The organism is Sphingomonas guangdongensis, from assembly GCF_900199185.1.
Taxonomy (GTDB): domain Bacteria; phylum Pseudomonadota; class Alphaproteobacteria; order Sphingomonadales; family Sphingomonadaceae; genus Sphingomonas; species Sphingomonas guangdongensis.
In genome coordinates, this window is sequence record NZ_OBMI01000001.1 from 45,865 (window position 1) to 69,158 (window position 23,294).

Genomic DNA, 23,294 nt, shown 5'->3' on the forward strand with positions numbered 1-23,294 from the left:
AGTGGCGGTCTACACGCACGTGTCGGCGGAGGCGCTGACCGCGTTCCTCGCGCGCTACGACGTGGGCGAGCTCGTGTCCGCGAAGGGGATCGCGGAAGGGGTCGAGAACAGCAACTACCTGGTCGATACGACGAAGGGGCGCTTCATCCTGACGCTGTACGAGAAGCGGGTGGCGGCGGGCGACCTGCCCTACTTCCTCGCGCTGCTCGACCATCTCGCCGCCAAGGGGCTGCCGGTGCCGCCGGCGATCAAGGACCGTCATGGCGTCGCGATCCAGGAGCTGGCGGGGCGACCGGCGTGCCTGATCGCGTTCCTGCCGGGCGTGTCGCTGTCCGAGCCGACGCCGGTGCAGGCGGGTGCGGCGGGCAAGGCGCTGGCGGCGCTCCACCGCGCCGTCGCCGACTTCGAGGGTGATCGGGCGAACTCGATGGGGATCGCGAGCTGGCGACCACTGCTCGAGCGGTGCGGCCGCAGCCTCGATTCAATCGCGCCGGGTCTCCACGACGACCTTTCCTCCGCGCTCGACCTGGTCGAGGCACGCTGGCCCCACGACGCGATCGGGTCGTGTGCGATCCATGCCGACCTGTTCCCCGACAATGTCCTGATGCTCGGCGACACGGTCGGGGGGCTGATCGACTTCTACTTCGCCAGCACCGATCTGCGCCTCTACGATCTAGCGATCGCACACGCGGCCTGGTCCTTCGATGCGACCGGGCATGCGCACGAAGCGGCGGTCGGCGACGCGCTGATCGCGGGCTACGCCGACGGCGGCTCGCTCACCGCGGAAGAGGGACGCGCCTTTCCGATCCTGGCAGTCGGCGCGTGCATCCGCTTTACCCTGTCGCGGGCGTGGGACTGGCTCAACACGCCCCACGATGCGCTGGTGACGCGCAAGGATCCGCTCGCCTTCTGGCGGCGACTTCGCGTGTACGACCCGGACCTGGCCAGTCGACTGAAGACCCTCGCATGACCGAGCTCCCGCATGTCGAGATCGCGACCGATGGCGCGTGCAAGGGTAATCCGGGTCCGGGCGGCTGGGGCGTGCTGCTGCGGTTCGGTGAACGCGAGAAGGAGCTGTCCGGCGGCGAGCGGCTGACCACCAACAACCGCATGGAGCTGACCGCAGCGATCCGGGGGCTGGAGGCGCTGAAAGGTCCGTGTCGCGTGACGCTGTCGACCGACAGCCGCTACGTGATGGACGGGCTCACCAAGTGGATCAAGGGCTGGCAGCGCAACGGCTGGAAGACCGCCGACAAGAAGCCGGTCAAGAATGCCGAGCTGTGGCAGGCGCTGCTCGCGGCGTCCGAACCGCACCGCATCGAGTGGAAGTGGGTCAAGGGCCACGCCGGGCACCCGGACAATGAGCGCGCCGACAGGCTGGCGAGCGACGCCGCCGACAAGGCGCGCTAGCCGAACCGCGCGGGCGCGTAGCGGGCCGGATCGATCGCGGCGACGGTCGCATGTGGCGGGTGCCCGAGCAGCAGCGCGGCGGCGAGCCGCGCGGCGGCAGGCGCGGTCTGGATGCCGAAGCCGCCCTGCCCCGCGCACCAGAAGAAGCCGGGCGCGTCCTGCGCGAAGCCGTAGACCGGGAGGCGGTCGGGCGCGAAGCTGCGCAGGCCCGCCCAGCGCCGCTCGACCGCGGCGACCCGCCAGTCGACCGCCTGCTTCAGCCGGTCGATCGCCACCGCGACGTCGATCTCCTCGGCCGCAACGTCGCCCGGATCGGCCGCGGTCTCGTCCGCCGGCGACAGCCACAGCCGGCCCCCCGCTTCCGGCTTGAAGTAGAAGGAGCCTCCGATGTGCTCCACCATCGGGATGCCCGCGGGCACGCCCGGTTCGGTGCGGAGCTGCACCACGGTGCGGCGGTACGCGCGGATGCCGAGCGGGCGGGCGCCGGCGAGCGCCGCCACAGGGTCGGCCCAGGCACCGGCCGCGTCGACGATGACGTCGGCACGGAGCGTGCCGGCGGCCGTCACGATCGCCCACGCGGTGCCGAGTCGCTCCACCTGCCGGACGGCGGCGTCGACGCGCAGTTCCCCGCCGCTGCGCTTCAGCCGGCTGATCGCATCGGCGTGGAAGCCGGCGACATCGATATAGGCGCAGCTTGGCTCCAGCACGCCGAGCGACCACGCGGGCCTGAGGTCCGGGATGAGGGTGGCGGGGTCGACGGCGCGGAGTTCGACGCCAGACCGGGCGAAATCCAATAGGAAGCCGTCGATGAGGGCGCCCTCTCCCGCCCGACCGATGTGGAGCGCGCCCAGCCGGTCGAGGAAGGGAGCAAGCGCGTCCGCCGACGCGGTGGTCAGCGGCTGCACGTCCGGGCCGCCGTAGGTCTCCGACCAGAAGGCGGCCGAGCGGCCGGTGGCGTGGAAGCCGGGCGCGGATTCGCCCTCCAGCACCACGACCGACGCGTGCGGCGCGAGCTCGGCGGCGAGGGTCGTGCCAGCGATGCCGCCCCCGATCACCGCGATATCGACGCGGGTCACCGGGGCGATGCCCGCGCGTCGAGAAAGGCGTCGATCGCCGCCAGCGCGCGGGCGCGGACCGGGTCCGCCTCCCGCAGCAGCTCGTGCGCCGCCTCCGCGCCGAAGCGGACAATCTCCGCATCCGGCAGGCGGCGCGCGACCGCGATCGTGGCGTGCGGATCGACCAACCGGTCGGCCTCTGCCACCAGCAGCAGGACGGGTGTCTTCACCGTCGCCAGCGTCGGCGATGCGTTGAGTTCAGCCGTCGAGCGGAAGGCCTCCGCCAGCCACGTCCAGCTCGGTGGGCCGGTCAGCAGCCGCGGGTCCTGCGCCTGCCACCACAGCTCGTCGGCGTAGCGATCCGCGTCGTGCGTCAGCAGCGCGGCGCGCGACAGCAGCGTGTCCGGGCGCTCGTTCCCCTTCCACGCTGCGCGTGCCGGATCGCCGACTCGCGCCATGAGCCGCGCGACCGTCTGGCCGAGGCGGGCCCCCACCGGGGCGCGCAGCCCCAGCATCGGCGCGATCAGCACCGCCGCGTCCGGATCCACCAGCTGCGCCGCGAGGGCGCGCAGCGCGAGGTGACCGCCCATCGAGTGGCCGAACAGCACGCGCGGTCCGGCGGCGCGCGCGCGCCAGTCGTCCCAGATCGCGCCGAGATCGTGCAGATAGGCGTCGAAATCGTCGATGTGGCCGACGTGCGCGGCCGGTCCGGTCCGCCCCGACCCCGCTTGGCCACGCCAGTCGAGCGTGGTGACGTGCCAGCCGCGCGCGTGCCAGTGGGCGAAGCTCTCCAGATACTTCTCGAAGAAGTCGCCGCGGCCGCACTGGAACAGGATCGCGCCGCGCGTAGTCCCCGCCGCCGGCCAGTCGAAGCGGCGCAGCGGCCAGCCGTCCGCCAGCACGAAGCCGTCGACGCGCGCGTCGGCCGGGATCGCGCGGCGATGGCTGGCGGGGGACGCGGCGTCGCTCATCGCCGGCCCGGTTACGTTTTGGAAAGCCGCGTCGTCTACCCGTTAGTTTCCAATGGGGGTCAACGCGTCATTCATCCTGCTGGCCGCGCTCGGCCTGCTCCTGGTCTCAGCCGGGATCGAGGACGCGCGCCGGCGCGAGATCGCGAACTGGAAGAACGCGGCGATCGTGCTGCTGGCGCCCGCCTGGTGGTGGGCGATGGGCATCGCGCCCTGGCCGGACCTGGCGATCCAGCTGCTGCTCGCCGCGATTGTCTTCGCCTTCTTCCTGGGCGCGTTCGCGACCGGGCAGATGGGCGGCGGCGACGTCAAGATGATCGGCGCGCTCGCGCTGTGGCTGCCGCTCCGCTCGCTGGTCGATGCGCTGGTGGTCACGGCCGTGCTCGGCGGCGTGCTGACCGCCGCGATGGTCACCGACGAATGGATACGGCGACGCGCGCCGCGGCCGCGGCCGGGCGCCGCTGCGCTGATCCTGCTGCTGGCCGCGGCCTCTTTGGCGGCGGCGCTCAGGCTGCCCGCGGCGGCACCGCTGCGCGACAGCCTGCCGGCGACGCTGGCGATCTTCGCCGGGCTGCTCGCCGCCGTGTCGGCGCTGCTGCTGCTCGGCGTGCGGGCCGTTCAGCGTCGCGGGATCGCGCCGGAGACGCCTTACGGCGTCGCCATCGCGATCGCCGGACTGATGTGGGTTCGCGAACCGATAATTAACCATTTCGGGTGATCCTTAGGGACGGATCAACCCAGCCGAGGGCGAGAAGGGTCAAGAGCTGATGGACGGACGCAAGATCATTCTGCTGGTGGGGGCGCTGCTGATCGCGGGCATCACCGCGTTCATGGCACGCAGCCTGATGTCCGGCGCGAGTGCGCCGGTCGCCGCCGGCCAGCCGGTCGTGATCGACGGGCCGGAAGTGCTGGTCGCGACCAAGGAGCTGCCGGTCGGCACCATCATCGACGCCAGCGCGCTGAAGTTCCAGCCGTGGCCGAAGGAGCTGGTCGAGAACGCCTACTTCCTGAAGCAGGGCACCGACCTGAAGAACGTCGTCGGCACCGTGGTCCGCTTCGCGATCCCCGCCGGCCAGCCGGTGACTCAGGGCGCGCTGGTGAAGCCGGGTGACCGCGGCTTTCTGGCCGCCGCACTCGGGCCGGGCATGCGCGCCGTCACCGTGCCGGTGTCGGCCCAGACCAGCGTCGCGGGCTTCATCTTCCCGGGCGACCGCGTCGACGTGATCCTGACCCAGTCGGTGTCGGGCGGCGGCGACGGTGCCCCGCTCAAGGCATCGGAGACGATGATGCGCAACGTCCGCGTCCTCGCCACCGACCAGAAGACCGACAAGACCGTGGACGACAAGGGCAACACCGTCGTCAACACCTACTCGACCGTGACGCTGGAGGCGACGCCGCAAATGGCGGAGCGGATCGCGGTCGCGCAGACCGTCGGCGCGATCTCCTTGTCGCTGCGCTCGATCGCCGACAACGCGAGCGAGCTCGAGGAGGCGATCGCCAACGGCTCCATCACCGTGCCCGAGGGCGAGAAGGCGGAAAAGGCGATGCTCGCCGCCGCCAGCGCCCGCCCGATGGAGAGCAAGGGCAGCTATTCGACCGGTGCCGACGTGTCGCGCTTCCAGCGCTCCACCGTGCCCGGCAAGCCCCGCCCGGACGCGCCTGCGCCGGTCTCGGGTGTTCCGATCACGCCGGGCGTGCCCGGGGGCTTCTCCCCCGCCGCCGTCCCCGGCCCGGTCGTGCGCGTCGCGCGCGGCAACGATGTCACCGTTATTCCGGTGGGGGGGAAGAACTAAGATGCGTCCAACCGCTCTCATGCAGCGCTGGTCGGGGGGTGCGCTCACCACCGCGCTGATCCTGGCCGCCGCCGCGCCGCAGACCGCCGCCGCCCCCGCGCAGCAGCGGGTCCGGGTCGGCCAGCCCGCCGGGGTCGAGCGCCCCACGACGGAGGTCCAGCTCTCCGTCGGCCAGGGCCAGCTGATCAACCTGCCCGCCGCCGTGACCACCGTGTGGACGTCCAACGCGGCCGCCGCCGACGTGTACGTCAACAGCGCGCGCCAGATCAACCTGTTCGGCAAGGACTTCGGCGAGGCGACGATCTACGCCACCAACGCCGCAGGCGACGTCATCTACTCCGCGAACGTGCGGGTCAGCCAGAACCTGACCTCCATCGACCGGATGATGAAGCTCGCGCTGCCGGACGCGCAGATCAAGGTGACCACGGTCGGCCAGCTCGCCGTGCTGACCGGCACCGTCGCTTCACCGACCGACGCGCAGGAAGCGCAGCGGCTGGCGGCGACGCTGCTCAACCCGGGCATCGACGTGACCGCGGGCGCCCCGCTCAAGATCTCGGTCCTGAACCGGCTGAAGACCGCAACTCCGCTGCAGGTCAACCTGCAGGTGAAGTTCGCGGAGGTGAGCCGCAGCTTCATCAAAAACATCGGCGTCAACCTGCAGAGCCGCGACACCACCGGCGGCTTCCAGTTCAACGTGTCGAGCGGGCGCAATCCCGGCGGCATCGGCTCGGTCGATACCTCGACGCTGCCGCGCCTCGACGCGTCGTCGCTCTACGGCCTGCCGGCGGGCTCGCTCAGCCTGCCATTCGATCCGAAGATCGGCAACTTCGTGCTCCCGGGCACGGGCACCGCGTTCAACTTCAACAACCTGGCGAGCCCGACCGAGCGCACGGCGCTCGGCCTGGCGACGCGCCTGGCCGGGCTGGACCTGCTCTCCGCGATCGACCTCGGGGAGACGGCAGGTCAGGTGACGACGCTCGCCAACCCCAACCTGACCGCGCTGTCGGGTGAGACGGGCACGTTCCTGGCCGGCGGCGAGATCCCGATCCCGGTCGCCTCCGGGCTCGGCACGGTCGCGATCGAGTACAAGCAGTACGGCGTCAGCTTGGCCTACACGCCGACGGTGCTCGCCGATGGACGCATTTCGCTCCGCGTCCGACCCGAAGTGTCGCAGCTGTCCTACGACACGGCGGTGACCTTCAGCGGCACGCGAATCCCCGGCATCACCACCCGCCGCACGGAGACCACGGTGGAGCTCGGCTCCGGCCAGAGCTTCATGATCGCCGGGCTGCTCCAGAACCTCCACAACAACAACTTCAGCAAGACGCCGGGCATCTCCGACCTGCCGGTGCTGGGTGCGCTGTTCCGCTCGAACGCGTTCCAGCGCAGCGAGACGGAGCTGGTGATCATCATCACGCCGTACCTGGTGAAGCCGGTCAACGCGAACGACATCAAGCTGCCGACCGACGGCTACGAGACGCCCAGCGACTTCGACCGAGTGCTGCTCGGCACCGTCGCCAAGGGCAAGTCGGGCAGCGATCGGCCGAAGCCGACGATGGCTACGCCGCCCGCGCCGCCGCCGTCGATCGGCGCGCTCGCTCCGGCCCCCATCGTCCCGACGCAGGCGCCCGCCCCGGCCGGCGACAACAGCCGGCGCGCGCCGGTGCCGACGCCGAGCGCGACCGAGCCGAAGAAGACCAAGGGCAAGTCCGGCGCTGCGGCGCCCGGCTTCAGCCTGAACTGACATGAGCGACAGGAGAAAGCCGATGACACGCTTTGCGCGCCTGCTGGCGATGACCGCGCCGGCGCTGCTGGTCGCCGGGTGCGGCACCAGCAATTCAGGCATGGAGCCGGTCCACCAGCCGGTGGTCCAGCGCAGCGACTATGCCTTTGACGTCGCGACGGGCGGCAGCGGGCTCGCCGACGGCGAGGCGCAGCGCCTGGCCGGCTGGATGTCGTCGCTCAGGCTCGGCTACGGCGACCGGATCGCGATCGACGGCGCCGGCAGCGACAGTGCCGTGCGCGACGCGGTCGCGGCGGAGGCGGCGCGGTTCGGCCTGCTCGTATCGGACGACGTGCCGGTCGGCGACATGCCGGTCGCCCCGGGCACTGCCCGCGTGGTCGTGTCGCGGATGACGGCGGACGTGCCGGGCTGCCCCGACCACAGCCGGGTGCGCGGGGTCGACCTGTTCGGCCACACGAACTCCAACTACGGCTGCGCCAACAACTCCAACCTGGCGGCGATGGTCGCCGATCCGGCCGACCTGGTCCGCGGTCAGACGGGGGGTGCCGCCACCGACCCGGTTGTCGCGGCCAAGGCGATCGAGACCTTCCGCAAGGGTCAGAACACCGGCGGTGCGCCGCTCACCGCCTCCGGCACCAAGGGTGGCCAGTGAACGCGCCGTGGAACCCCGCACGCGCGGCAGCGCGTGAGCCCTTCGTCGCCTTTGTCAGCGACGAGGCGACGGCAGAGGCGGTGCGCCCGATCGCGGTCGAGCTCGGCTGGGCGGGCGAGAAGGTCAACAAGGGCGGCCTGCGCAACGCGGTGCAGACGCTGTCCGTGTCGGCCAGCCCCAACATCCTGTTCGTCGACCTGTCGGAGAGCGGCGATCCGCTGAACGACATCAACGCGCTGGCCGAGGTCTGCGAGCCCGGCACGCTGGTGATCGCCGTCGGCCAGGTCAACGACGTCCGCCTGTACCGCGACCTGATCGCGAGCGGCATCCAGGACTATCTGCTGAAGCCGCTCAGCCCCGACATGCTGCGCGAGAGCTTCACGGCGGCGCAAGCGGTGCTGAACGCGCCCAAGACGTCGGAAGCGGCGGTCGAGCGGGCGCACTGCGCAACCGCGGTGATCGGCGCGCGCGGCGGCGTCGGCGCGTCCACGCTCGCGACCTCGCTCGCGTGGCTGCTGAGCGAGAAGAGCAAGCGCACGACGGCGCTGCTCGATCTGGACGTCCACTTCGGGACCGGCGCGCTCGCGCTCGATCTGGAGCCGGGCCGCGGCCTGACCGACGCGATCGAGAACCCGAGCCGCATCGACGGCCTGTTCATCGAGCGCGCCATGGTGCGCGCGTCCGAGCGGCTGGCGGTGCTCTCGGCCGAAGCGCCGATCCACGCGCCGATCGTCACGGACGGAGCCGCCTTCTACCAGCTCCAGGAGGAGCTGCGCGGGGCGTTTGAAGCAACCGTGGTGGACATGCCGCGGTCGATGCTGGTCAACCACCCGCATCTGATCAGCGACATCCAGATAGCGGTGCTCGCGACCGACTTCACGCTGGCGGCGGCGCGCGACAGCATCCGGGTGCTCGCCTGGTTCAAGTCCAACGCGCCCGCGACCCGGGTCGTGGTGGTCGCCAATCGGGTGCAGCCGGCGGCGCAGCAGGAGCTCAGCCGCAAGGACTTCGAGAGCTCCATCGAGCGCAAGGTCGACTATGTCGTACCCTTCGACGCGAAGCTCGCGGCGCAGGCGGCCAAGCTCGGCAAGCCGCTCGCCGAGGTCGCCAAGAACCAGAAGTCGATGGCGGCGCTCGGCGAGATCGCGGACCTGATCGCCGAGAGCGCGGACAGCGGCGATGTCGCACCGGCCAAGGGCAAAAAGGCCAAGGTCGGCGGCTCGCTGATGGACAAGATCGGCGCGCTGAAGGCCAAGCTGCCCGCCAAGAAAAAGTAAGCCGGCGGGCGCACCCGCGCTCGTCCGATATTCGAGGAACAGGTCGAACCCGTGGACCCCGTGACGCTCATCCTGGTTTCTGCCGGTGCGCTGGTCGTGCTGATGATGCTGGCGGTCGCCTTCAGCGGGCCGTCGGCGGCCCGCGCGGGCACCCGTCGCCTGGGCGCCGTCCGCGAGCGGCACTCGAACGATCCGCTCTCCACCGCGATGAACCAGCAGGTCCGCAGCATCACCGCGGGCCGATCTACCAAGATGGACCTAACGGTCGCGCGCATCCTGCCCAACCCGGCGCTGCTCCAGAAGCGGCTGGCGATGACCGGCAAGTCCTGGACGGTCGGCAAGTACGGGTTGGTATCGCTCGGCCTGACGGTGACGATCGGGCTGCTGCTGTGGCTACAGGGCCTGCCGATCCTGCTCGCGATCTTCGCAGGGCTCGCGGCGGGCGTCGGCCTGCCCCACGCCGCGGTCGGCTATTTCATCAAGAAGCGGGTGGCCACCTTCACCGCCAAGTTCCCGGACGCGATTGAGCTGCTGGTGCGCGGACTACGCTCGGGCCTGCCGATCACCGAGACGATCGGCGTGGTCGGCGCGGAAGTGCCCGGGCCCGTGGGTGAGGAGTTCCGCTCCGTCGCGGACAAGATGAAGATCGGCCGCTCGCTCGACGCCGCGCTGCAGGAGACCGCGGACCGGCTGGGCACGCCCGAGTTCCAGTTCTTCGTCATTACCATCGCCATCCAGCGCGAGACGGGCGGCAACCTGGCGGAAACGCTCGCCAATTTGGCCGATGTGCTGCGCAAGCGCGCGCAGATGAAGCTGAAGATTCGCGCGATGTCGTCGGAGTCGAAGGCTTCGGCCTACATCATCGGCTCGCTGCCGTTCATCGTGTTCGCGCTGATCTACTCGATCAACCAGGATTACATCGGCGCCTTCTTCATCGACCAGCGTCTAATCGTCGCCGGGCTGGGCGGCATCATCTGGCTCAGCATCGGCGCGTTCATCATGCGCCAAATGATAAACTTCGAGATCTGAGGAGCGCAAGGCCCCGTGACCTCCCCCAACGGCCCCACCCTCCTCGGCGTCGACGTCCTCATGGTCGCGACGATGCTGTCCGGCATCGCGGCGATGGCGGTCATGTTCGCGATCTACACTGCGACGTCGGTGCGCGACCCGATGATCAAGCGGGTGAAAGCCCTCAACGATCGCCGCGAGCAGCTGAAGGCCGGCATCACCGCGTCGACCAGCAAGCGCCGCGCCAAGCTTGTCCAGAAGAACGAGGCTGCCGACCGGATCCGCACGGTGCTGTCCTCACTTCAGGTGTTGCAGGATTCGCAGGTCAAGGCCGCGCAGCAGAAGCTGCTCCAGGCCGGCATCCGTTCAAAGGAATGGGCGGTCGCGGTCATCTTCGGCCGGCTCGTCATGCCGATCGTGTTCGGCGGGCCGATGCTGTACCTCGTCTACGGCACCGACCAGTTCGCGGACTGGAGCCCGCTAAAGGCCTATGGCTTGGTCGCCGGCACGTTCATCATGAGCTACAAGGCGCCCGACCTGTACCTAAAGAACAAGATCGCCAAGCGCTCGGCGGCGATCCGCAAGGGGCTTCCCGACGCGCTCGACCTGCTGGTCATCTGCGCGGAGGCGGGCCTGACCGTCGATGCCGCGTTCCACCGCGTGGCCAAGGAGCTCGGCCGTGCCTATCCGGAGCTCGGCGACGAGTTCTCGCTGACCGCGATCGAGCTGGGCTTCCTCGCCGACCGTCGACAGGCGTTCGAGAATCTGGCGTTCCGTACCGACCTCGACGCGATCAAGGGCGTGACCACCACCATGGTTCAGACGGAGAAGTACGGCACGCCGCTCGCCTCCGCGCTCCGGGTCCTGTCGGCCGAGTTCCGCAACGAGCGCATGATGCGCGCCGAGGAGAAGGCCGCGCGCTTGCCTGCGATCATGACGGTGCCGCTGATCCTGTTCATCCTCCCGGTGCTGTTCATCGTCATTCTCGGGCCGGCGGCCTGCTCGATCAACGACGCGCTGCTGTCGGGCAAGTAGGGAACGGCAGACGCGGCGCGGTTGTTGATGTCCCGTAACAGGGAGTACGGCCGCGATGATCTTCACCACTCCGACCCAATTCGCGGTGCTGGCGCTGTGCCTCGTCGCCGGCTGGCTGTTCGGCCGGGCGAGCGGCGGACGCGGCGCGCGCGAACGGGCGCGGCTACGCGAGCTGGAAGCCGAGCACGCCGCCTACCGCCGTGACGCGGAGGCGCGGGTCAAGGCGGCGGAGGTCGACCGCGAACGGGTGACGCGCACGGCGCCGGTAGCTCCGGCCGTCACGGGGGTGCGGCCGGCGCGGGAGATGTGAGGCGGGCGTGATCTCGGCGAAGGGTGGCGGTGGTGGCCAGTCGTGCGTTGCGCTTGCGGCTGAAGATCCCAGCTTTCGGTGAGATGACGGCTACTCGTCCTTGCCGACCAGCGTTCTCACCACTGCGCGGTAGTTCCGGCCGACCGGGAGCAGCTCTCCCGCACCGGTGACGATCGTGTAGCCGCCCGCGGGGCGCCGCCGGATCGATGCCACGCGATCGCGGTTGACGATGTGCGAGCGGTGGATGCGGACGAAGCGCTGGGGGTCGAAGCGATCGATCAGGCTGCTGATCGGCTCGCGGTGCAGGTAGGACGCGTCGCCGTGATAGATGCGGACGTACTCGCCCTCCGACTGAACCCGGTCGACTTCGCCGAGATCGATGCGGACGTTCTCGCCGCGACGCTGCACCCACAGGTGCGCCGCCCCGGACGGCGGCGCATCGCCGCGCCGCTCGGCCCGCAACTGTTCGACCTGGCGGGCGAGGTCGGCGAGGCGCACCGCATTCTCCCGCTCGGCGATCGCGCGGCGGACCCGCTCCACCGCGGTGTCGAGCCGGGCGAGCCGCACGGGCTTAGTCAGGAAGTCGATGGCGCCGGTGTCAAAGGCGTGCGCGGCAAACTGCGGATAGGCGGTGACGAAGACGATCAACGGCGCATGCGCAGCCTCCTTGGCCAACGCCTCCACGACGTCGAAGCCGTCCAGCGCCGGCATCTCAATGTCGAGCAGGACGGCGTCCGGGCGCAGCGCTGCGACGGCCTCCAGCGCCGCCCGCCCGTCGGTCGCGGTTCCGACCACCTCCGCGCCGGTCACCCGGCCGACCAGGTCCCGGAGCCGCTCGACCGCCAGCGGCTCGTCATCGCAGATCAGGAAGCGGGTCATGCCAGTCGCTCCAGCGGGATCGCGAAGGAAACGGCGAAGCCGCCCGCCGCATGCGGGCCTGCGGTGAAACCGCAATCCTCACCGTAGCGGGCAGCCAGCCGCTCCGCCACGTTGCGCAGGCCGACGCCTGTACCCGGCACGACCGGCCCGCGCGCGCGCCCGTTGCTGCCGCGGTCGCTGACCGTCAGGCGCAGCCGGTCGCCCGCCGTCGCCGCGGCGATCGTGAGCGTGACCGGTGCCGTCGAACTCGCAACCGCGTGGCGGACGGCGTTCTCGACCAAGGGCTGGGTGATGAGGCTCGGCACCAGCGCGCCGCGGACCGCGTCCGGCATGTCGATGGCGACGACCAGCCGGTTGGGGAAGCGCACCGCCTCGATCGCCAGGTAGAGCGACTGCAACTCGATTTCGCGGGCGAGCGGGATGTCCTCGTTCGGGTCGGTGGCGAGTCCGGCGCGAAGGAAGTCGGACAGGTTCTCCACCATGCGCTCCGCCGGTTCGACGCGCCGGGCAGCGATCAGGGAAGCGATCGAATTGAGCGTGTTGAACATGAAGTGCGGGTTCAACTGGTAGCGGAGCGCGCGCAGGTGGGCGGCGTGCGCGTCGCGCTGCGCCTGTGCCGCCCGCCGCTCGAACGCGCGCACCTCCGCCGAGTAGACGATCGCGAGGAGCAGGCCAGACATCGCCGAATAGGTCCAGAACCACTGGAACACCGCCAGCAGATAGGCGGAAAGCGTCGCCGCCGCGCCGTTCTGTTCGGGGAGGAACAGGTGAAAGATCGCGAAGTTGGCGAGGCTGTGGAGCACCGCCCCGACGAGCGCCGCGGCGACCGCGAGCAGTAGCCGCCGCGTCAGCGAGCCGCCGGTGCGGGCGTGAAAGGCGAGGATCGCGAACGACAGCGCGATGCCGACACCGGTGACCAGCAGCCGCGGCGGCAGGTAGCTCCAGTCGTCACCCGCCCCGAACACGAAGCGCTGGGTGGTGAGCAGCGAGAATTGCGCGAGCCAGAACAGCAGCACCGTCGCCGCCGCGATCCCGCGCGCGACCCGCTCCTCCTGCCCCGCCTGCTGCACCGTTCCGATTGCCACCGCCGACCGATAGGGCCGGGACCCGCCCGCTGCCAAGCGCGCGCGCGCCGTTCGGCCGCCTGGCCATGCGGTTGGTGGCACGCCTAGCGCACCAGCGGCACGGCGCGCGCGGTTTGCGACATCGCCCCCGCACCCCGGATAAGCGGGCGCTAGGCTCGCCGCCATGCTTCAGCGTTCGACCCGGTCGACCTTCAAAACTCCGCCGCCCGCACCGGCGCGCCGGCCGCTGATCAAGCGCGGCGCGGTGACGGTGACGCTGCAGCCCTGCGCCGTCCACTGGAACGGGGTGCCGGTCGGCCTTTCCCCGATCGAGGCGATGCTGCTGTGCGCACTTGTCCGCCGCAGTCGGCTGCGCTGGGACGAAATCGATGCGCTGCTGATCGAGCACAGCTGCTGCCCGGAGAGCCGCGATGTGCTGATCCACCGCATCCGCCGCAAGTTCGCCGCGGTCGGCGCCGCCGATCCGATCGAGACGCTGCGCGGTCGCGGCGCGCGGTTCCGCACGGAGGCGGACCATCAGGGCTGTGCCGCCTTCTGGATCGGCGGCTCGGCGGACGCGAGCACGCTCAACGCCTGACATCGGCGGTTCAGCCGCCGCTTGCCAGACTCTTGCGACAAATAGCCGGTAGCGGCGTTCGCACGCCTGTTTGCCCGACCAAAGGATCTGCCTGTTATGCGTATCGGCCTGTGGCTGCTCGCCTCGACCGCCCTGCCGCTCATGCCCGCCGCGCGCGCGCAGGATGCGGTGCCCGCCCAGCCCGTGCCGGCCGAGACCGAGGAGGCGGCCGCAGGTGCCATCGCCGAGGGCGAAGGCGACGAGGGAGAGGTGATCGAGGTGGTGGGGCAGCGCGAGCGCGGCTCCGTGCCCGGCGACGTGCAGCCCGAGCAGGTGCTGCGCCCGGCCGATATCCGATCCTACGGCGTCAGCTCGATCGCCGAGCTCTTGACCGAATTGGCACCCCAGACCGGCGGCGGGCGCGGGCGCGAGGGCGGGCAGCCGGTGGTGCTGCTGAACGGCCGTCGCATTTCCGGCTTTCGCGAGATCCGCGACCTGCCGACCGAAGCGATCGAGCGGACGGAAATCCTGCCGCCGGAGGCCGCGCAGCAGCTCGGCTACCGCGCCGACCAGCGGGTGGTGAACATCGTGCTGCGCCGCCGCTTCAACGCGATCACCGCCGAGCTGTCGGGCGGCGGGGCGACCGACGGTGACCGCTACACCGGCCAGGCCGAAGCCAATCTGGTCCGCATTGCGCGCGATCGGCGGCTGAGCGTCAACCTGGAGTACCAGGGCCAGACGCCGGTGTACGAGGATGACCGCGACCTGCTGCCGACCCAGCCGACCCGACCGTTCGCGATCGGGGGGAACGTCACGCCGTTCGGTACCGCGGGCGAGATCGATCCGGCGCTGAGCGCGCTTGCCGCGCGGCCGCTCGCCGTCGCCGGGGTGCCGGAGGCGGTGACCGGGCGGCCGTCGCTTGCCGGCTTCCTGGGGCCGGTGAACGCGAGCGACTTCGGCGCGTACCGGACGCTCTCTCCCGCCAGCCGGACGCTGTCTACCAACGCAACCTACAGCCAGCCGATCCTCGGCGGCGTGATTGCTTCGCTCAACGTGAGCTTCGAATCGACCGCGAGCGCGTCCGAGCTCGGGCTCGCCAGCGCCGCGCTGACGGTGCCGGCCGGCAACCCCTTCTCGCCCTTCACGACCCCCGTCGTGCTCAACCGCTACCTGGTGGAGGCGGGTGCGCGCGGGCGCTCGGTCGACGGGAACGTCGCGCATGTCGGAGTGAACTTCAACGGCGACTGGGGCGAGTGGCGCTGGTCAATCATCGGCAACTACGACCGGACCTGGACCCGGACGCTGACCGACCAGACCCTGGAGCTAACCGGGCTGGCCGGCGCGATCACCGCGGGAGACCCGTCGGTGAACCCGTTCGCGAGCTTCGGCCCCGGGCTTCTCGGCGAGTTCCGCCGCGACTATGCACGCTCGGTGAGCGACGTCGCGAACTTCTCCACCAACGTGAACGGCCCGCTGTTCCGCCTGCCCGCGGGCCGCGTCAACGCGAGCGTCCGGACCGGGTTCGAGGTGAACAGCATTACCTCGCGCACCGTTCGCAGCGGGGTGATGACGCCCGGCGACACCGACCGCCGGATCGGCAGCGGCCAGGTGCGGATCGACGTGCCGCTGACCAGCCGCCGCGCCGACGTGCTGCCGTGGCTCGGCAATCTTTCGGTGAACGGCGCTTATGCGATCGACCGGACGTCCGACTACGGCGCGCAGGAAACGAAGACGTACGGCCTCAACTGGTCGCCGATAACGCAGGTGACGTTCCTGGCGACGCGGACAACAGAGGAGGATGCGCCGACCGCCGCGCAGCTCAACAACCCGCAAGTGATCACGCCCGACGCCCGCATCTTCGACTTCGTGACCGGCCAGAGCGTGGATGCGACGCTGGTGGAGGGCGGCAACCCGGCGCTGCTGGCGAGCGACCGCAAGGTGACCTCGCTCACGCTCAACCTCCAGCCATTCCGCGATACGCCCTTCAACGCGACGGTCGAGTACACCGCGACCCGGATCGACAATCCGGTGTCATTCCTTCCCGCGCCGACCGCCGCGTTGCAGCTGGCCTTCCCCGAGCGGTTCCAGCGCGACACCAGCGGGCGACTGATCCGGTTCGACAATCGACCGGTCAATTTTGCGCGCAGCGAGCAGCGCCAGCTGCGTACCGGCTTCAACTTCTCCAAGCAGATCGGCGCCGCCCCTACCCCCTCGCCGGCGGTGATCGCCGAGTTCCGGGCGAGGGCCGAGGCGCGGCGGCGCGAGCGGGACGGTGCCGCCCCGGCCCCGGGTGACAGCAGCGCGACGCCGACGGTGGTTCGGCCGGACGGCGCGCCGCGTGGCGAAGGCGGACGGTTCGGTGGGCGCGGCGGCTTCGGCGGCGGAGGCGGGCGCGGCGGGTTCGGCGGAGGGCGCGGCGGCGGCGGCTTCGGCGCGGCGCGGCTGCAGGTGTCGGTGTTCCATACCTGGCGGCTGGAGGACACGGTGCTGATCCGCGCGGGCCTGCCCGAGCTCGACCTGCTGAACGGCGACGCAACCGACGCGCGCGGCGGCCGGCCGGAACACCAGATCGAGTTCAACGCCGGCGTGACCAAGGGCGGCTACGGCCTGCGCGTCTCGGGCAACTACCAGGTCGGTACGAGCGTGCAGGGCGGGACGACCGCCGCGCCGACCACGCTCAACTTCTCCCCGCTGACAACGGTGACGCTGCGCAGTTTCGTCGACTTCAACCCGCTGATGAAGGTGACGCGCGACCACCCGTGGCTGCGCGGCACGCGGGTGACGCTGGCGGTGCGCAACCTGTTCAACGATCGGCTGGAGGTGCGTGACCCGACCGGCGCGACCCCGCTCAACTACCAGCCCGACCTGCTCGATCCGATCGGTCGGACGGTGACGCTCAGCATCCGGAAGCTGCTGTTCTGACGCGCCCGCTCGGCGCAGCGCAGACCAGCGCGGCGACGAGCGTGCCAAGACAGAGCTGAAACGGAAAGGCAAGGCCGGGGGCGAGCACGGGACCGAAGGTGAAGGGTTGCAGCGCGAGCACCACGCCGAAGCCGGCAAGCAGCCCGGCGATCACCGAAGCGGTCGTGCCCCGCGTCGTGAACACCGCGACGAAGTAGACGCCGAGCAGCCCGGCATAAGCGAAGACCATCACCTGGAGCGCGAATTCGAGCAGCGGCATGTCGGTGTAGCGCTGCCAGTAGAAGGACAGCACCGCCATTGCGAACATCAGCACGCCGACGACCGCCATGCCCCAGCGGCCGGCGATGACGAAGTGTCGCTCCGGCGCGGCGCCGTGCCGCTCCCGCCAGGGCCGGTAGAAGTCGGTAATCAGCACCGAGGACATGGCATTGAGCGCCGAGTTGGTTGTCGCGACCGCCGCTGCGGTGACTCCGATCGTCACCAGTCCGCGCAGGCCCGGCGGCACCTCCGTCAGGATGTAGTGGACGAAGATCGACACCTTCTCGCCCGCGAAGCTCGCGCGCGCGTCGTTCGCCACGCCCATCACGTCGGGGCGCTGGTAGAAGACGTAGAGCAGCGCGCCGATGCCCATGAACAGCGCGATCAGCGGGACGCTCGCGACCTGCGACAGGATCAGCCCGCGCGCGCCGGTCTTCGCGTCGGGCGAGGCAAGCAGCCGTTGCGTCGTGTCCTGGTCCAGCCCGGCGTTGCCGACATTCAGCAGGAACAGTCCGGTGCACACCGCCAGGATCGAGAAGCTGTTGGTGAGGTCGGCGGACAGGTCGAACAGGCGCAGCTTGCTGGGGCCCGTCGGCGGCGCGGTGAGCGCCCGCCACAGCGCTGCGTTGTCGGCCGGGATCTGCCAGCGCAGATAGACCAGTACCGCGACCGCCGCGCCGACGTAGATCACGAACTGGATGAGGTCGTTCCACAGCACCGCGCGCAGGCCGCCGATGAAGGTGAAGAGGAACCCGGCCAGCATCACGAAGCCGGCGGCGACGATGATGCCGCTCGCATCGACGCTTTCGAACATGACCATCGCGATCGCGATCGCCGCGAGGTAGACGCGCGCGCCGCCCGCAAGCACGCGGCCGATCAGGAACATGCCGCCCGCCCAGCGCATCGCGCGCGCGTCGTAGCGGCGGGCGAGCAGCTCGTAGACGGTGGTCGCCTGCACCGCGTAGAAGCGCGGGATCAGCACGCGCGCGACGAACACCGCCGCCGCAATCGCGCTCGCGACGCCGCCCAGATAGGTGAAGTCGAGCCGGTAGGAATAGTCCGGCCCGCCGAGAAAGGTCGCAGCCGACTGCGTCGCCGAGAGCACCGAGACCGCTGCGAGCCAGGCCGGCACGCTGCGCCCAGCAAGGAAATAGTCGTGGGCGTCGCGCGATCCCGCGCGCGAGAAGGCCCAGCCGCCGCCGACCAGCAGCGCGAGGTAGAGCCCGACCACAACCCAATCGAGCGCGGCGAAGCCGGGGTTCAACGATCCTCCCCGCGCGCCAGTCGTTCGGCGATGCAGCGTGGTGCCTGCGGGTCGGGTTCAAGCGTGACGTTTGCCCCGGCCCGGGGCGCGGCAGTGCTGGGCAAGAGGTTGCAGCGGATGGCGGACGGTGCGCGCGCCGACACCTCGACCGCGCCCGCGCGGCGGAAGCGGTTGCCGCTGATCGTCGCGCGGGCAACATCGGTCAGTCGAAGCGCCTGCGCGCCGCCGCCGGTCACCGCCGTGTCGGTCACCTCGACAACGGGGCCGTGGCCGCTGCCCGGCGCTCCGCCTGCAACGGTGACGATCGTCCGCACGGCGTCGAGCGCCGCGTCGGTGATCCGGACGAACTGCGCGGCGTAGCGCCCATCGGTTGCGGGCGCCGAGACGAGCGCGCCCGAGACGTCGCGCGCGGCGACCCCGCGCAGGTCGATGCGGGTGGCGAGCGTGCCGGGCGTGGTCGCAATCACGTCGAAGCCCGCGCCGCGGTCCAGCTCTGAGAAGGTCACGTGGTCGAGCACCACCGTGTAGTTGGCGGTCGTCGGCGTGAGCGGCGCGCGCACCACCGCGTTACCCGCCCGCCGCGGCGCGGCGCTGCCCGACACGGCGACGCTCTCCAGCCGGAGACTGCCCCCGCGCGCGAGCTGGAAGGCGGTTGCGCCACGGAAGCGCAGGCGGGCGCCGTCCCGGCCGCGGATCGTCAGCGGGCGATCGATCACCAGCGGCGCAGCGAGCAGGTGGTCGCCGCCCCGCAGCACCAGCACTGCCGAGGGCGCAGCCGCCGCGACCGCCGCGGTGAGGCCGCCAGCCGGAACGATCGTGTCCGCGACGGCGAAAGCAAAGGTCCGCTGCTCCGTAGGCTTGGCATACCAGGCGGGGCCAGCGGCACTTGCCGCGACCGGCGCGAGATCCAGCGGCGCGCCGACGCCGGGCGCGGTCGCGAGGTGGAGCAACCCGGCGGGGGTAGCGGTGAAGTCATGCTTGTCGCGGCGCATCCCGGCTGCGGCTACCGCGGGAGGATCGAAGCTCGATACGTTGCCGGTGAAGGTGGCGCGCCCGCCCGACACCCGGATCGGATCGACGGTGTTGCGGAGCAGGTTGCGCGTCAGCGTCGCGCTACCCCCGTCCACGCTGAGGCGCGCGGAGTCGATCACCGAATTGTTCTCGATCGTCGCGCCCGCGCCGTCGCCCGCCACCGCGATCGCGTCGCCGGCGACCCGATCGACATAGTTGTCGCGGATCGTGACGTTTGCGCCGGTGGCGAGTAGCCCGCCGGTATCGGCCTTGCCGTCGCCGCGGACGACATTTCGCTCGGCGCGATAGCGGCCGCGCAGCACGACCTGCCCGGCGCTGCGCCGGATGGTGTTGCCGCGAAAGCTGCCCCCACCTGCCAGGTTGACGATCGCGACGCCCGCGTCTTGGCGGTCGAACAGGTTGCCGGCGATGTCGACGCTGCCCGATACCCGGATTGCCTCTCCGCCGATCGCGCCGAGCGGCTCGCGCGGACCGAAGTAGCTTGCCTCGATCCGGTGCTGCCCAGAGGCCTCGATCGTCGGGCCGGCATTGCCCTTGCCCGCGAACCAGCCCCGCTCGACCTGATGATTCCGGCCGCGCAGCCACACCCAGGCACTGGGCGTGCGCCGGTCGGGCGGGTTGAAGGCGTCGATGACGATCTCGCGCAGGCGCACGTCCTCCGACCCCGGCGCGGTTTCGATCACCGCCTGCCCCGGCGCGTGGCCGTCGCGGAACACCAGGCCTGATACGACGAGGTGCGCGCCCGTGATCAGCAGGCTCGACCGGCCGCTGACGATCACGCCGCCAGGCGTCTCGGCCGCAATGGTGATCGGGCGCTCGGCCGTGCCGCGGACGTCGATGACCATCTGCACGTCGCGCAGCGTACCGCTCGCGAGCACCACGGTGTCGCCGGGCGCGGCGCGCCGTGCCGTCTCGGTGAGCGCCGCGGGATCGGACACGCGCAGCACCTCCGCTGCCGCAGGAAGCGCAGAGCCCATGCCGATCAGAAGCAATGCCAGGCGAACCGAAGCAGTCATCCGCGAGGCGTACGCCAGTCCGCCCGCGCTTCCCATAGCGTTGTTCCTGCGCCACCCGCGGAACTTGCCCGCGCCGTTCGCGCTTGGTGACCAATCCTGCCGGAGCATCATGCGCCCTCTTCTCCTCACCGCCGCCCTCGTCGCCTCGCCCGCCGCCGCGCAAGAGGAGATCGTCGTCACCGGACGCGGCCTCGACGAGCGGCCAGGCGACATCGCCGTCGACGTGATCACGATCGACCGCGCGCGGATCGCCGAGAACGCCGCCAACCGGCTGGAGAACGTGCTCGCCGACGTCGCCGGGCTGCAGCAGTTCCGCCGCTCCGACTCGCGCAGTGCCAACCCGACCAGCCAGGGGATCAGCCTGCGCGGGATCGGCGGCAACGCGTCGAGCCGCGCGCTGCTGGTGCTCGACGGCGTGCCGCAGACCGACCCGTTCGGCGGCTGGGTGCCGTTCCCGGCCTACGCGACCGATCGGCTGGGGCAGATCCGCGTCACCCGCGGCGGGGGCAGCGGCTATTTTGGCCCGGGCGCGCTCGCGGGGACGGTAGAGTTGGAGAGTGCCGGTCCCGCCGATCTCGCGCCGCTGCTCGGCCGCGTGGCGTACGGCAGCCGCGACGCGGTCGACGCGAGTGCGTCCGCGACGCTCAGGGCAAGCGGCGGGTTCGCGACGCTGTCGGGTGCCTACGCCCGCGGCGACGGGTTTGTGCCGACGATCGCGGCGCAGCGCGGTGCAGCCGACCGCCCCGCCCCCTATGAGAGCGCGTCCGCTGCGGTGCGCGGCGTTCTCAGCCTCGGCGGCGCGACCGAGCTGCAGGCGAACGTCAGCGGCTTCACCGACAGCCGCGCGCGCGGCACCCCCTTTAGCGCGATCCGGAGCGAAGGCGCGGACGCGAGCGTGCGGCTGGTTGGGCGCGGACGCTGGGGCTGGTCGGCGCTCGCCTACCTCCAGACGCGCGGCTTCGCCTCGCAATTCGCGAGCGTGGCGGCGAACCGCGCGACGGCCACCCAGACGCTCGATCAGTACAATACGCCGGCGACCGGCGTCGGCGCGCGGGTCGAGGTGGTGCCGCCGCTCGGTGCGGGCGTCGACCTGCGGCTCGGTGCCGACGTCCGCGCGGTGAGCGGGCGCACGCAGGAGCTGTTCACCTACGTCGGCGGCTTGCCGACGCGGCGGCGCGAGGCCGGCGGCGAGAGCCGGACGACGGGCCTGTTCGCCGACGGCAGCGTCGCGGCGGGCGCGCTCACGCTTACGCTCGGCGGGCGGATCGATGCCTGGCGGATCACCGATGGCGCGCTGACCGAGTACGCGCTGGCCGGCGGCGCGCCGCTCACCGATCAGCGTGCCGCCGACCGATCGGGCACCGAGGCGACCGGCCGCGCAGGAGCCGCGTACCGGATCGGCGACGTCGCGGTCCTGCGCGCCGCCGCCTACCGCGGCTGGCGGCTGCCGACGCTCAACGAGCTCTACCGGCCATTCCGGGTCGGGACCGATGCGACCGCCGCCAACTCCGCGCTCGCGCCCGAGCGGCTGACGGGCGTCGACGCCGGCGTCACGCTGACCCCGACAGCACGACTGTCGCTGACCGCGTCGGTGTTCTGGAACCGACTGGCGGGTGCGATCGCGAACGTGACCGCGGGTAGCGGACCCGGCACCTTTCCCGGCGTCGGCTTCGTCGCGGCGGGCGGCGCGTACCGGGTGCGGCAGAACCTCGACGCGATCCGCTCGACCGGGGTCGAGGTCGATGCTACCTGGCGTGCCGGTCCCGTCCATGCGCGCGCGTCGTGGAGCCACGTCGATCCGCGAGTGGAGGCGTCCGGCGCGGCCGTCGCGCTCGACGGGCTGCGGCCCGCGCAGACGCCGCTCGATCAGCTGTCGGGGACGCTCGGGTGGCGGCGCGGCGGCTGGGGCGCGTCGGCGACGGTGCGCCACGTCGCGCGGCAGTATGAGGACGACCAGAACCTGCGCCCTCTCGCACCCGCGACGACGCTGGATGGCGTGCTAGCCGTCCCGCTCGGGCGCGGCGTGGGGCTGGAGGCGCGGGCGGAGAACCTCTTGGACGAGCGGGTGGAGGCCGGGGTGAGCAACAGCGGCGTGATCGAGCGCGCGACGCCGCGGACGCTGTGGGTGGGGCTGCGGTACGGGTTGTAGGGCGTCCGGGCATCGGCAGGAGTGAGTTGCGGACCGATGGCGGCTGGCGGTGCACGCTACCACCGACGGACCTGTACCCCGGCCTGCGCCGGGGTGGCGGTGAATTGGCGTAGCGGAGGCGCTTGAGTGAGCGTGCGACGCGAGGTTTAGCGCGCTCAACCCGCGTGACCTTTCACCCCAGCTAAGGCCGGGCTCCAGAGACGATAACGAGTGGTGGTGCACACCGCGACCGTCCAGCCTGATCCCCCGCCTGCGCCGGGGTGGCACTACCGAGACGCGACCGCCGTCAGTTGCGGCGGACGCGGCGGTTGTCGCGGCGGAGTTCTCGGCGGTCCTGGCGATACTCGCGGTTGTAAGTGCGGCGATCGTCGCGGCGCTCGGCGCGGAACTGGTCGCGGGTCACCTGCCCCGAGCGGTACGCCTGACGATCGACGCGGCGATCCTGCCTGTACGCCTGGTTGTCCTGTCGCCGATCCTGGCGATAGTCGCGCCAGTTGTCGCGGAGCTCGCGACGGTCACCACGCCAGCTGTTGCGACGGCCCTCCCAATAGGCGCGTTGGCGGTCGTTCCAGCGATAGGGCCGGCGGTAGCTGTCGTACACATAGTAGCCGGTGCCCGGATAATAAAACCCGTTGTTCCAGCCCCAGTAGGGCGATCCGTAGGCCGCGTAGCCGCCACCATAGCCGAACCCGTCGTCGTAGTAGCCGCCGTAGCCGGCGCCGTAGCCGACGTTCACGCCCGAATAGCCGTATCCGTCGGTGCAGGCGGCGAGGCCGAGCCCGGCGGCGATGGTGAGGGCAAGGGTGCGAAGACGCGACATGGCGATACTCCCGGGATACGCGGTTACTGCCCGGTTGAACGACGAAGAGCGACGCCGTGTT

Annotated in this window: 20 protein-coding genes; 13 read left to right on the plus strand and 7 right to left on the minus strand. The window is 71.1% G+C overall.

Annotated features, from left to right (window positions below):
- Position 1: 1 nt before the first annotated feature.
- Both thrB and rnhA read left to right on the plus strand, forming a co-directional pair.
- Positions 2–970 carry a homoserine kinase gene (gene thrB / locus CRO12_RS00250; RefSeq protein WP_097062055.1) on the plus strand — a complete coding sequence of 323 codons (969 nt, stop codon included), beginning with the start codon at positions 2–4 and terminating at the stop codon, positions 968–970.
- The gene (gene rnhA, locus CRO12_RS00255; RefSeq protein ID WP_097062056.1) at positions 967–1,410 is read left to right on the plus strand and encodes a ribonuclease HI; all 444 of its coding nucleotides are present in this window, start codon (positions 967–969) and stop codon (positions 1,408–1,410) included. The genes thrB and rnhA overlap by 4 nt, the downstream gene beginning before the upstream one ends.
- Here rnhA and CRO12_RS00260 read toward each other — a convergent pair.
- Positions 1,407–2,486 (minus strand): NAD(P)/FAD-dependent oxidoreductase, encoded by a 1,080-nt coding sequence (locus tag CRO12_RS00260; RefSeq protein ID WP_097062057.1) that lies wholly within the window; start codon positions 2,484–2,486, stop codon positions 1,407–1,409. The genes rnhA and CRO12_RS00260 overlap by 4 nt on opposite strands.
- On the minus strand, positions 2,483–3,436 hold the full coding sequence (locus CRO12_RS00265; protein ID WP_097062058.1) for an alpha/beta fold hydrolase: 954 nt from the start codon (positions 3,434–3,436) through the stop codon (positions 2,483–2,485). Before CRO12_RS00265 ends, CRO12_RS00260 begins: the two co-directional genes overlap by 4 nt.
- 52 nt (positions 3,437–3,488) lie before the next feature.
- Between CRO12_RS00265 and CRO12_RS00270 the strand changes: the two genes are divergently transcribed.
- The 8 genes from CRO12_RS00270 to CRO12_RS00305 are packed head-to-tail and all read left to right on the plus strand — an operon-like array spanning position 3,489 to position 11,252.
- On the plus strand, positions 3,489–4,151 hold the full coding sequence (locus CRO12_RS00270; RefSeq protein WP_097062059.1) for an A24 family peptidase: 663 nt from the start codon (positions 3,489–3,491) through the stop codon (positions 4,149–4,151).
- 49 nt (positions 4,152–4,200) lie between these two features.
- A complete protein-coding gene (gene cpaB / locus CRO12_RS00275; protein WP_097062060.1) occupies positions 4,201–5,226 on the plus strand; it encodes a Flp pilus assembly protein CpaB in 1,026 nt (341 codons plus the stop codon).
- Position 5,227: 1 nt separating this feature from the next.
- Entirely contained in the window at positions 5,228–6,970 is a 1,743-nt protein-coding gene (locus tag CRO12_RS00280; protein ID WP_245858080.1) for a type II and III secretion system protein family protein, read from the plus strand.
- Between the two features lie 22 nt (positions 6,971–6,992).
- Positions 6,993–7,622 (plus strand): CpaD family pilus assembly protein, encoded by a 630-nt coding sequence (locus CRO12_RS00285; RefSeq protein WP_179640766.1) that lies wholly within the window; start codon positions 6,993–6,995, stop codon positions 7,620–7,622.
- A complete protein-coding gene (locus CRO12_RS00290) occupies positions 7,619–8,899 on the plus strand; it encodes a CpaE/TadZ family protein (RefSeq protein ID WP_097062063.1) in 1,281 nt (426 codons plus the stop codon). Before CRO12_RS00285 ends, CRO12_RS00290 begins: the two co-directional genes overlap by 4 nt.
- Before the next feature lie 51 nt (positions 8,900–8,950).
- Positions 8,951–9,928, plus strand: coding sequence for a type II secretion system F family protein (locus CRO12_RS00295; protein ID WP_097062064.1), 978 nt, complete (start codon positions 8,951–8,953; stop codon positions 9,926–9,928).
- 60 nt (positions 9,929–9,988) lie between these two features.
- Positions 9,989–10,942, plus strand: a complete 954-nt coding sequence (locus CRO12_RS00300; protein ID WP_097063236.1) for a type II secretion system F family protein — start codon at positions 9,989–9,991, stop codon at positions 10,940–10,942.
- 55 nt (positions 10,943–10,997) lie between these two features.
- Positions 10,998–11,252, plus strand: a complete 255-nt coding sequence (locus tag CRO12_RS00305) for a hypothetical protein (protein ID WP_097062065.1) — start codon at positions 10,998–11,000, stop codon at positions 11,250–11,252.
- A gap of 90 nt (positions 11,253–11,342) precedes the next feature.
- On the opposite strand, the gene CRO12_RS00310 is transcribed toward CRO12_RS00305, so the two are convergent.
- Both CRO12_RS00310 and CRO12_RS00315 read right to left on the minus strand, forming a co-directional pair.
- A complete protein-coding gene (locus CRO12_RS00310; protein ID WP_097062066.1) occupies positions 11,343–12,131 on the minus strand; it encodes a LytR/AlgR family response regulator transcription factor in 789 nt (262 codons plus the stop codon).
- Positions 12,128–13,216: a sensor histidine kinase gene (locus CRO12_RS00315; protein WP_179640767.1), complete on the minus strand. Its 1,089-nt coding sequence runs from the start codon at positions 13,214–13,216 to the stop codon at positions 12,128–12,130. The genes CRO12_RS00310 and CRO12_RS00315 overlap by 4 nt, the downstream gene beginning before the upstream one ends.
- 163 nt (positions 13,217–13,379) lie before the next feature.
- On the opposite strand from CRO12_RS00315, the gene CRO12_RS00320 reads away from it, so the two are divergent.
- Positions 13,380–13,793, plus strand: a complete 414-nt coding sequence (locus tag CRO12_RS00320) for a winged helix-turn-helix domain-containing protein (protein WP_097062068.1) — start codon at positions 13,380–13,382, stop codon at positions 13,791–13,793.
- A gap of 96 nt (positions 13,794–13,889) precedes the next feature.
- Positions 13,890–16,694 (plus strand): TonB-dependent receptor, encoded by a 2,805-nt coding sequence (locus CRO12_RS17810; protein WP_101750152.1) that lies wholly within the window; start codon positions 13,890–13,892, stop codon positions 16,692–16,694.
- On the opposite strand, the gene CRO12_RS00330 is transcribed toward CRO12_RS17810, so the two are convergent.
- Together CRO12_RS00330 and CRO12_RS00335 are read right to left on the minus strand one after the other, a co-directional pair.
- Positions 16,669–18,216 carry a sodium:solute symporter gene (locus tag CRO12_RS00330; protein ID WP_097062069.1) on the minus strand — a complete coding sequence of 516 codons (1,548 nt, stop codon included), beginning with the start codon at positions 18,214–18,216 and terminating at the stop codon, positions 16,669–16,671. The genes CRO12_RS17810 and CRO12_RS00330 overlap by 26 nt on opposite strands.
- Entirely contained in the window at positions 18,213–20,264 is a 2,052-nt protein-coding gene (locus CRO12_RS00335) for a polysaccharide lyase 6 family protein (RefSeq protein ID WP_179640769.1), read from the minus strand. The genes CRO12_RS00330 and CRO12_RS00335 overlap by 4 nt, the downstream gene beginning before the upstream one ends.
- A 109-nt stretch (positions 20,265–20,373) precedes the next feature.
- Here CRO12_RS00335 and CRO12_RS00340 point away from each other — a divergent pair, with 109 nt between their 5' ends.
- Positions 20,374–22,413, plus strand: coding sequence for a TonB-dependent receptor (locus CRO12_RS00340; RefSeq protein WP_097063238.1), 2,040 nt, complete (start codon positions 20,374–20,376; stop codon positions 22,411–22,413).
- A gap of 286 nt (positions 22,414–22,699) precedes the next feature.
- Here CRO12_RS00340 and CRO12_RS17815 read toward each other — a convergent pair whose 3' ends face one another.
- Positions 22,700–23,233 (minus strand): hypothetical protein, encoded by a 534-nt coding sequence (locus tag CRO12_RS17815; protein ID WP_179640771.1) that lies wholly within the window; start codon positions 23,231–23,233, stop codon positions 22,700–22,702.
- Positions 23,234–23,294 lie beyond the last annotated feature (61 nt).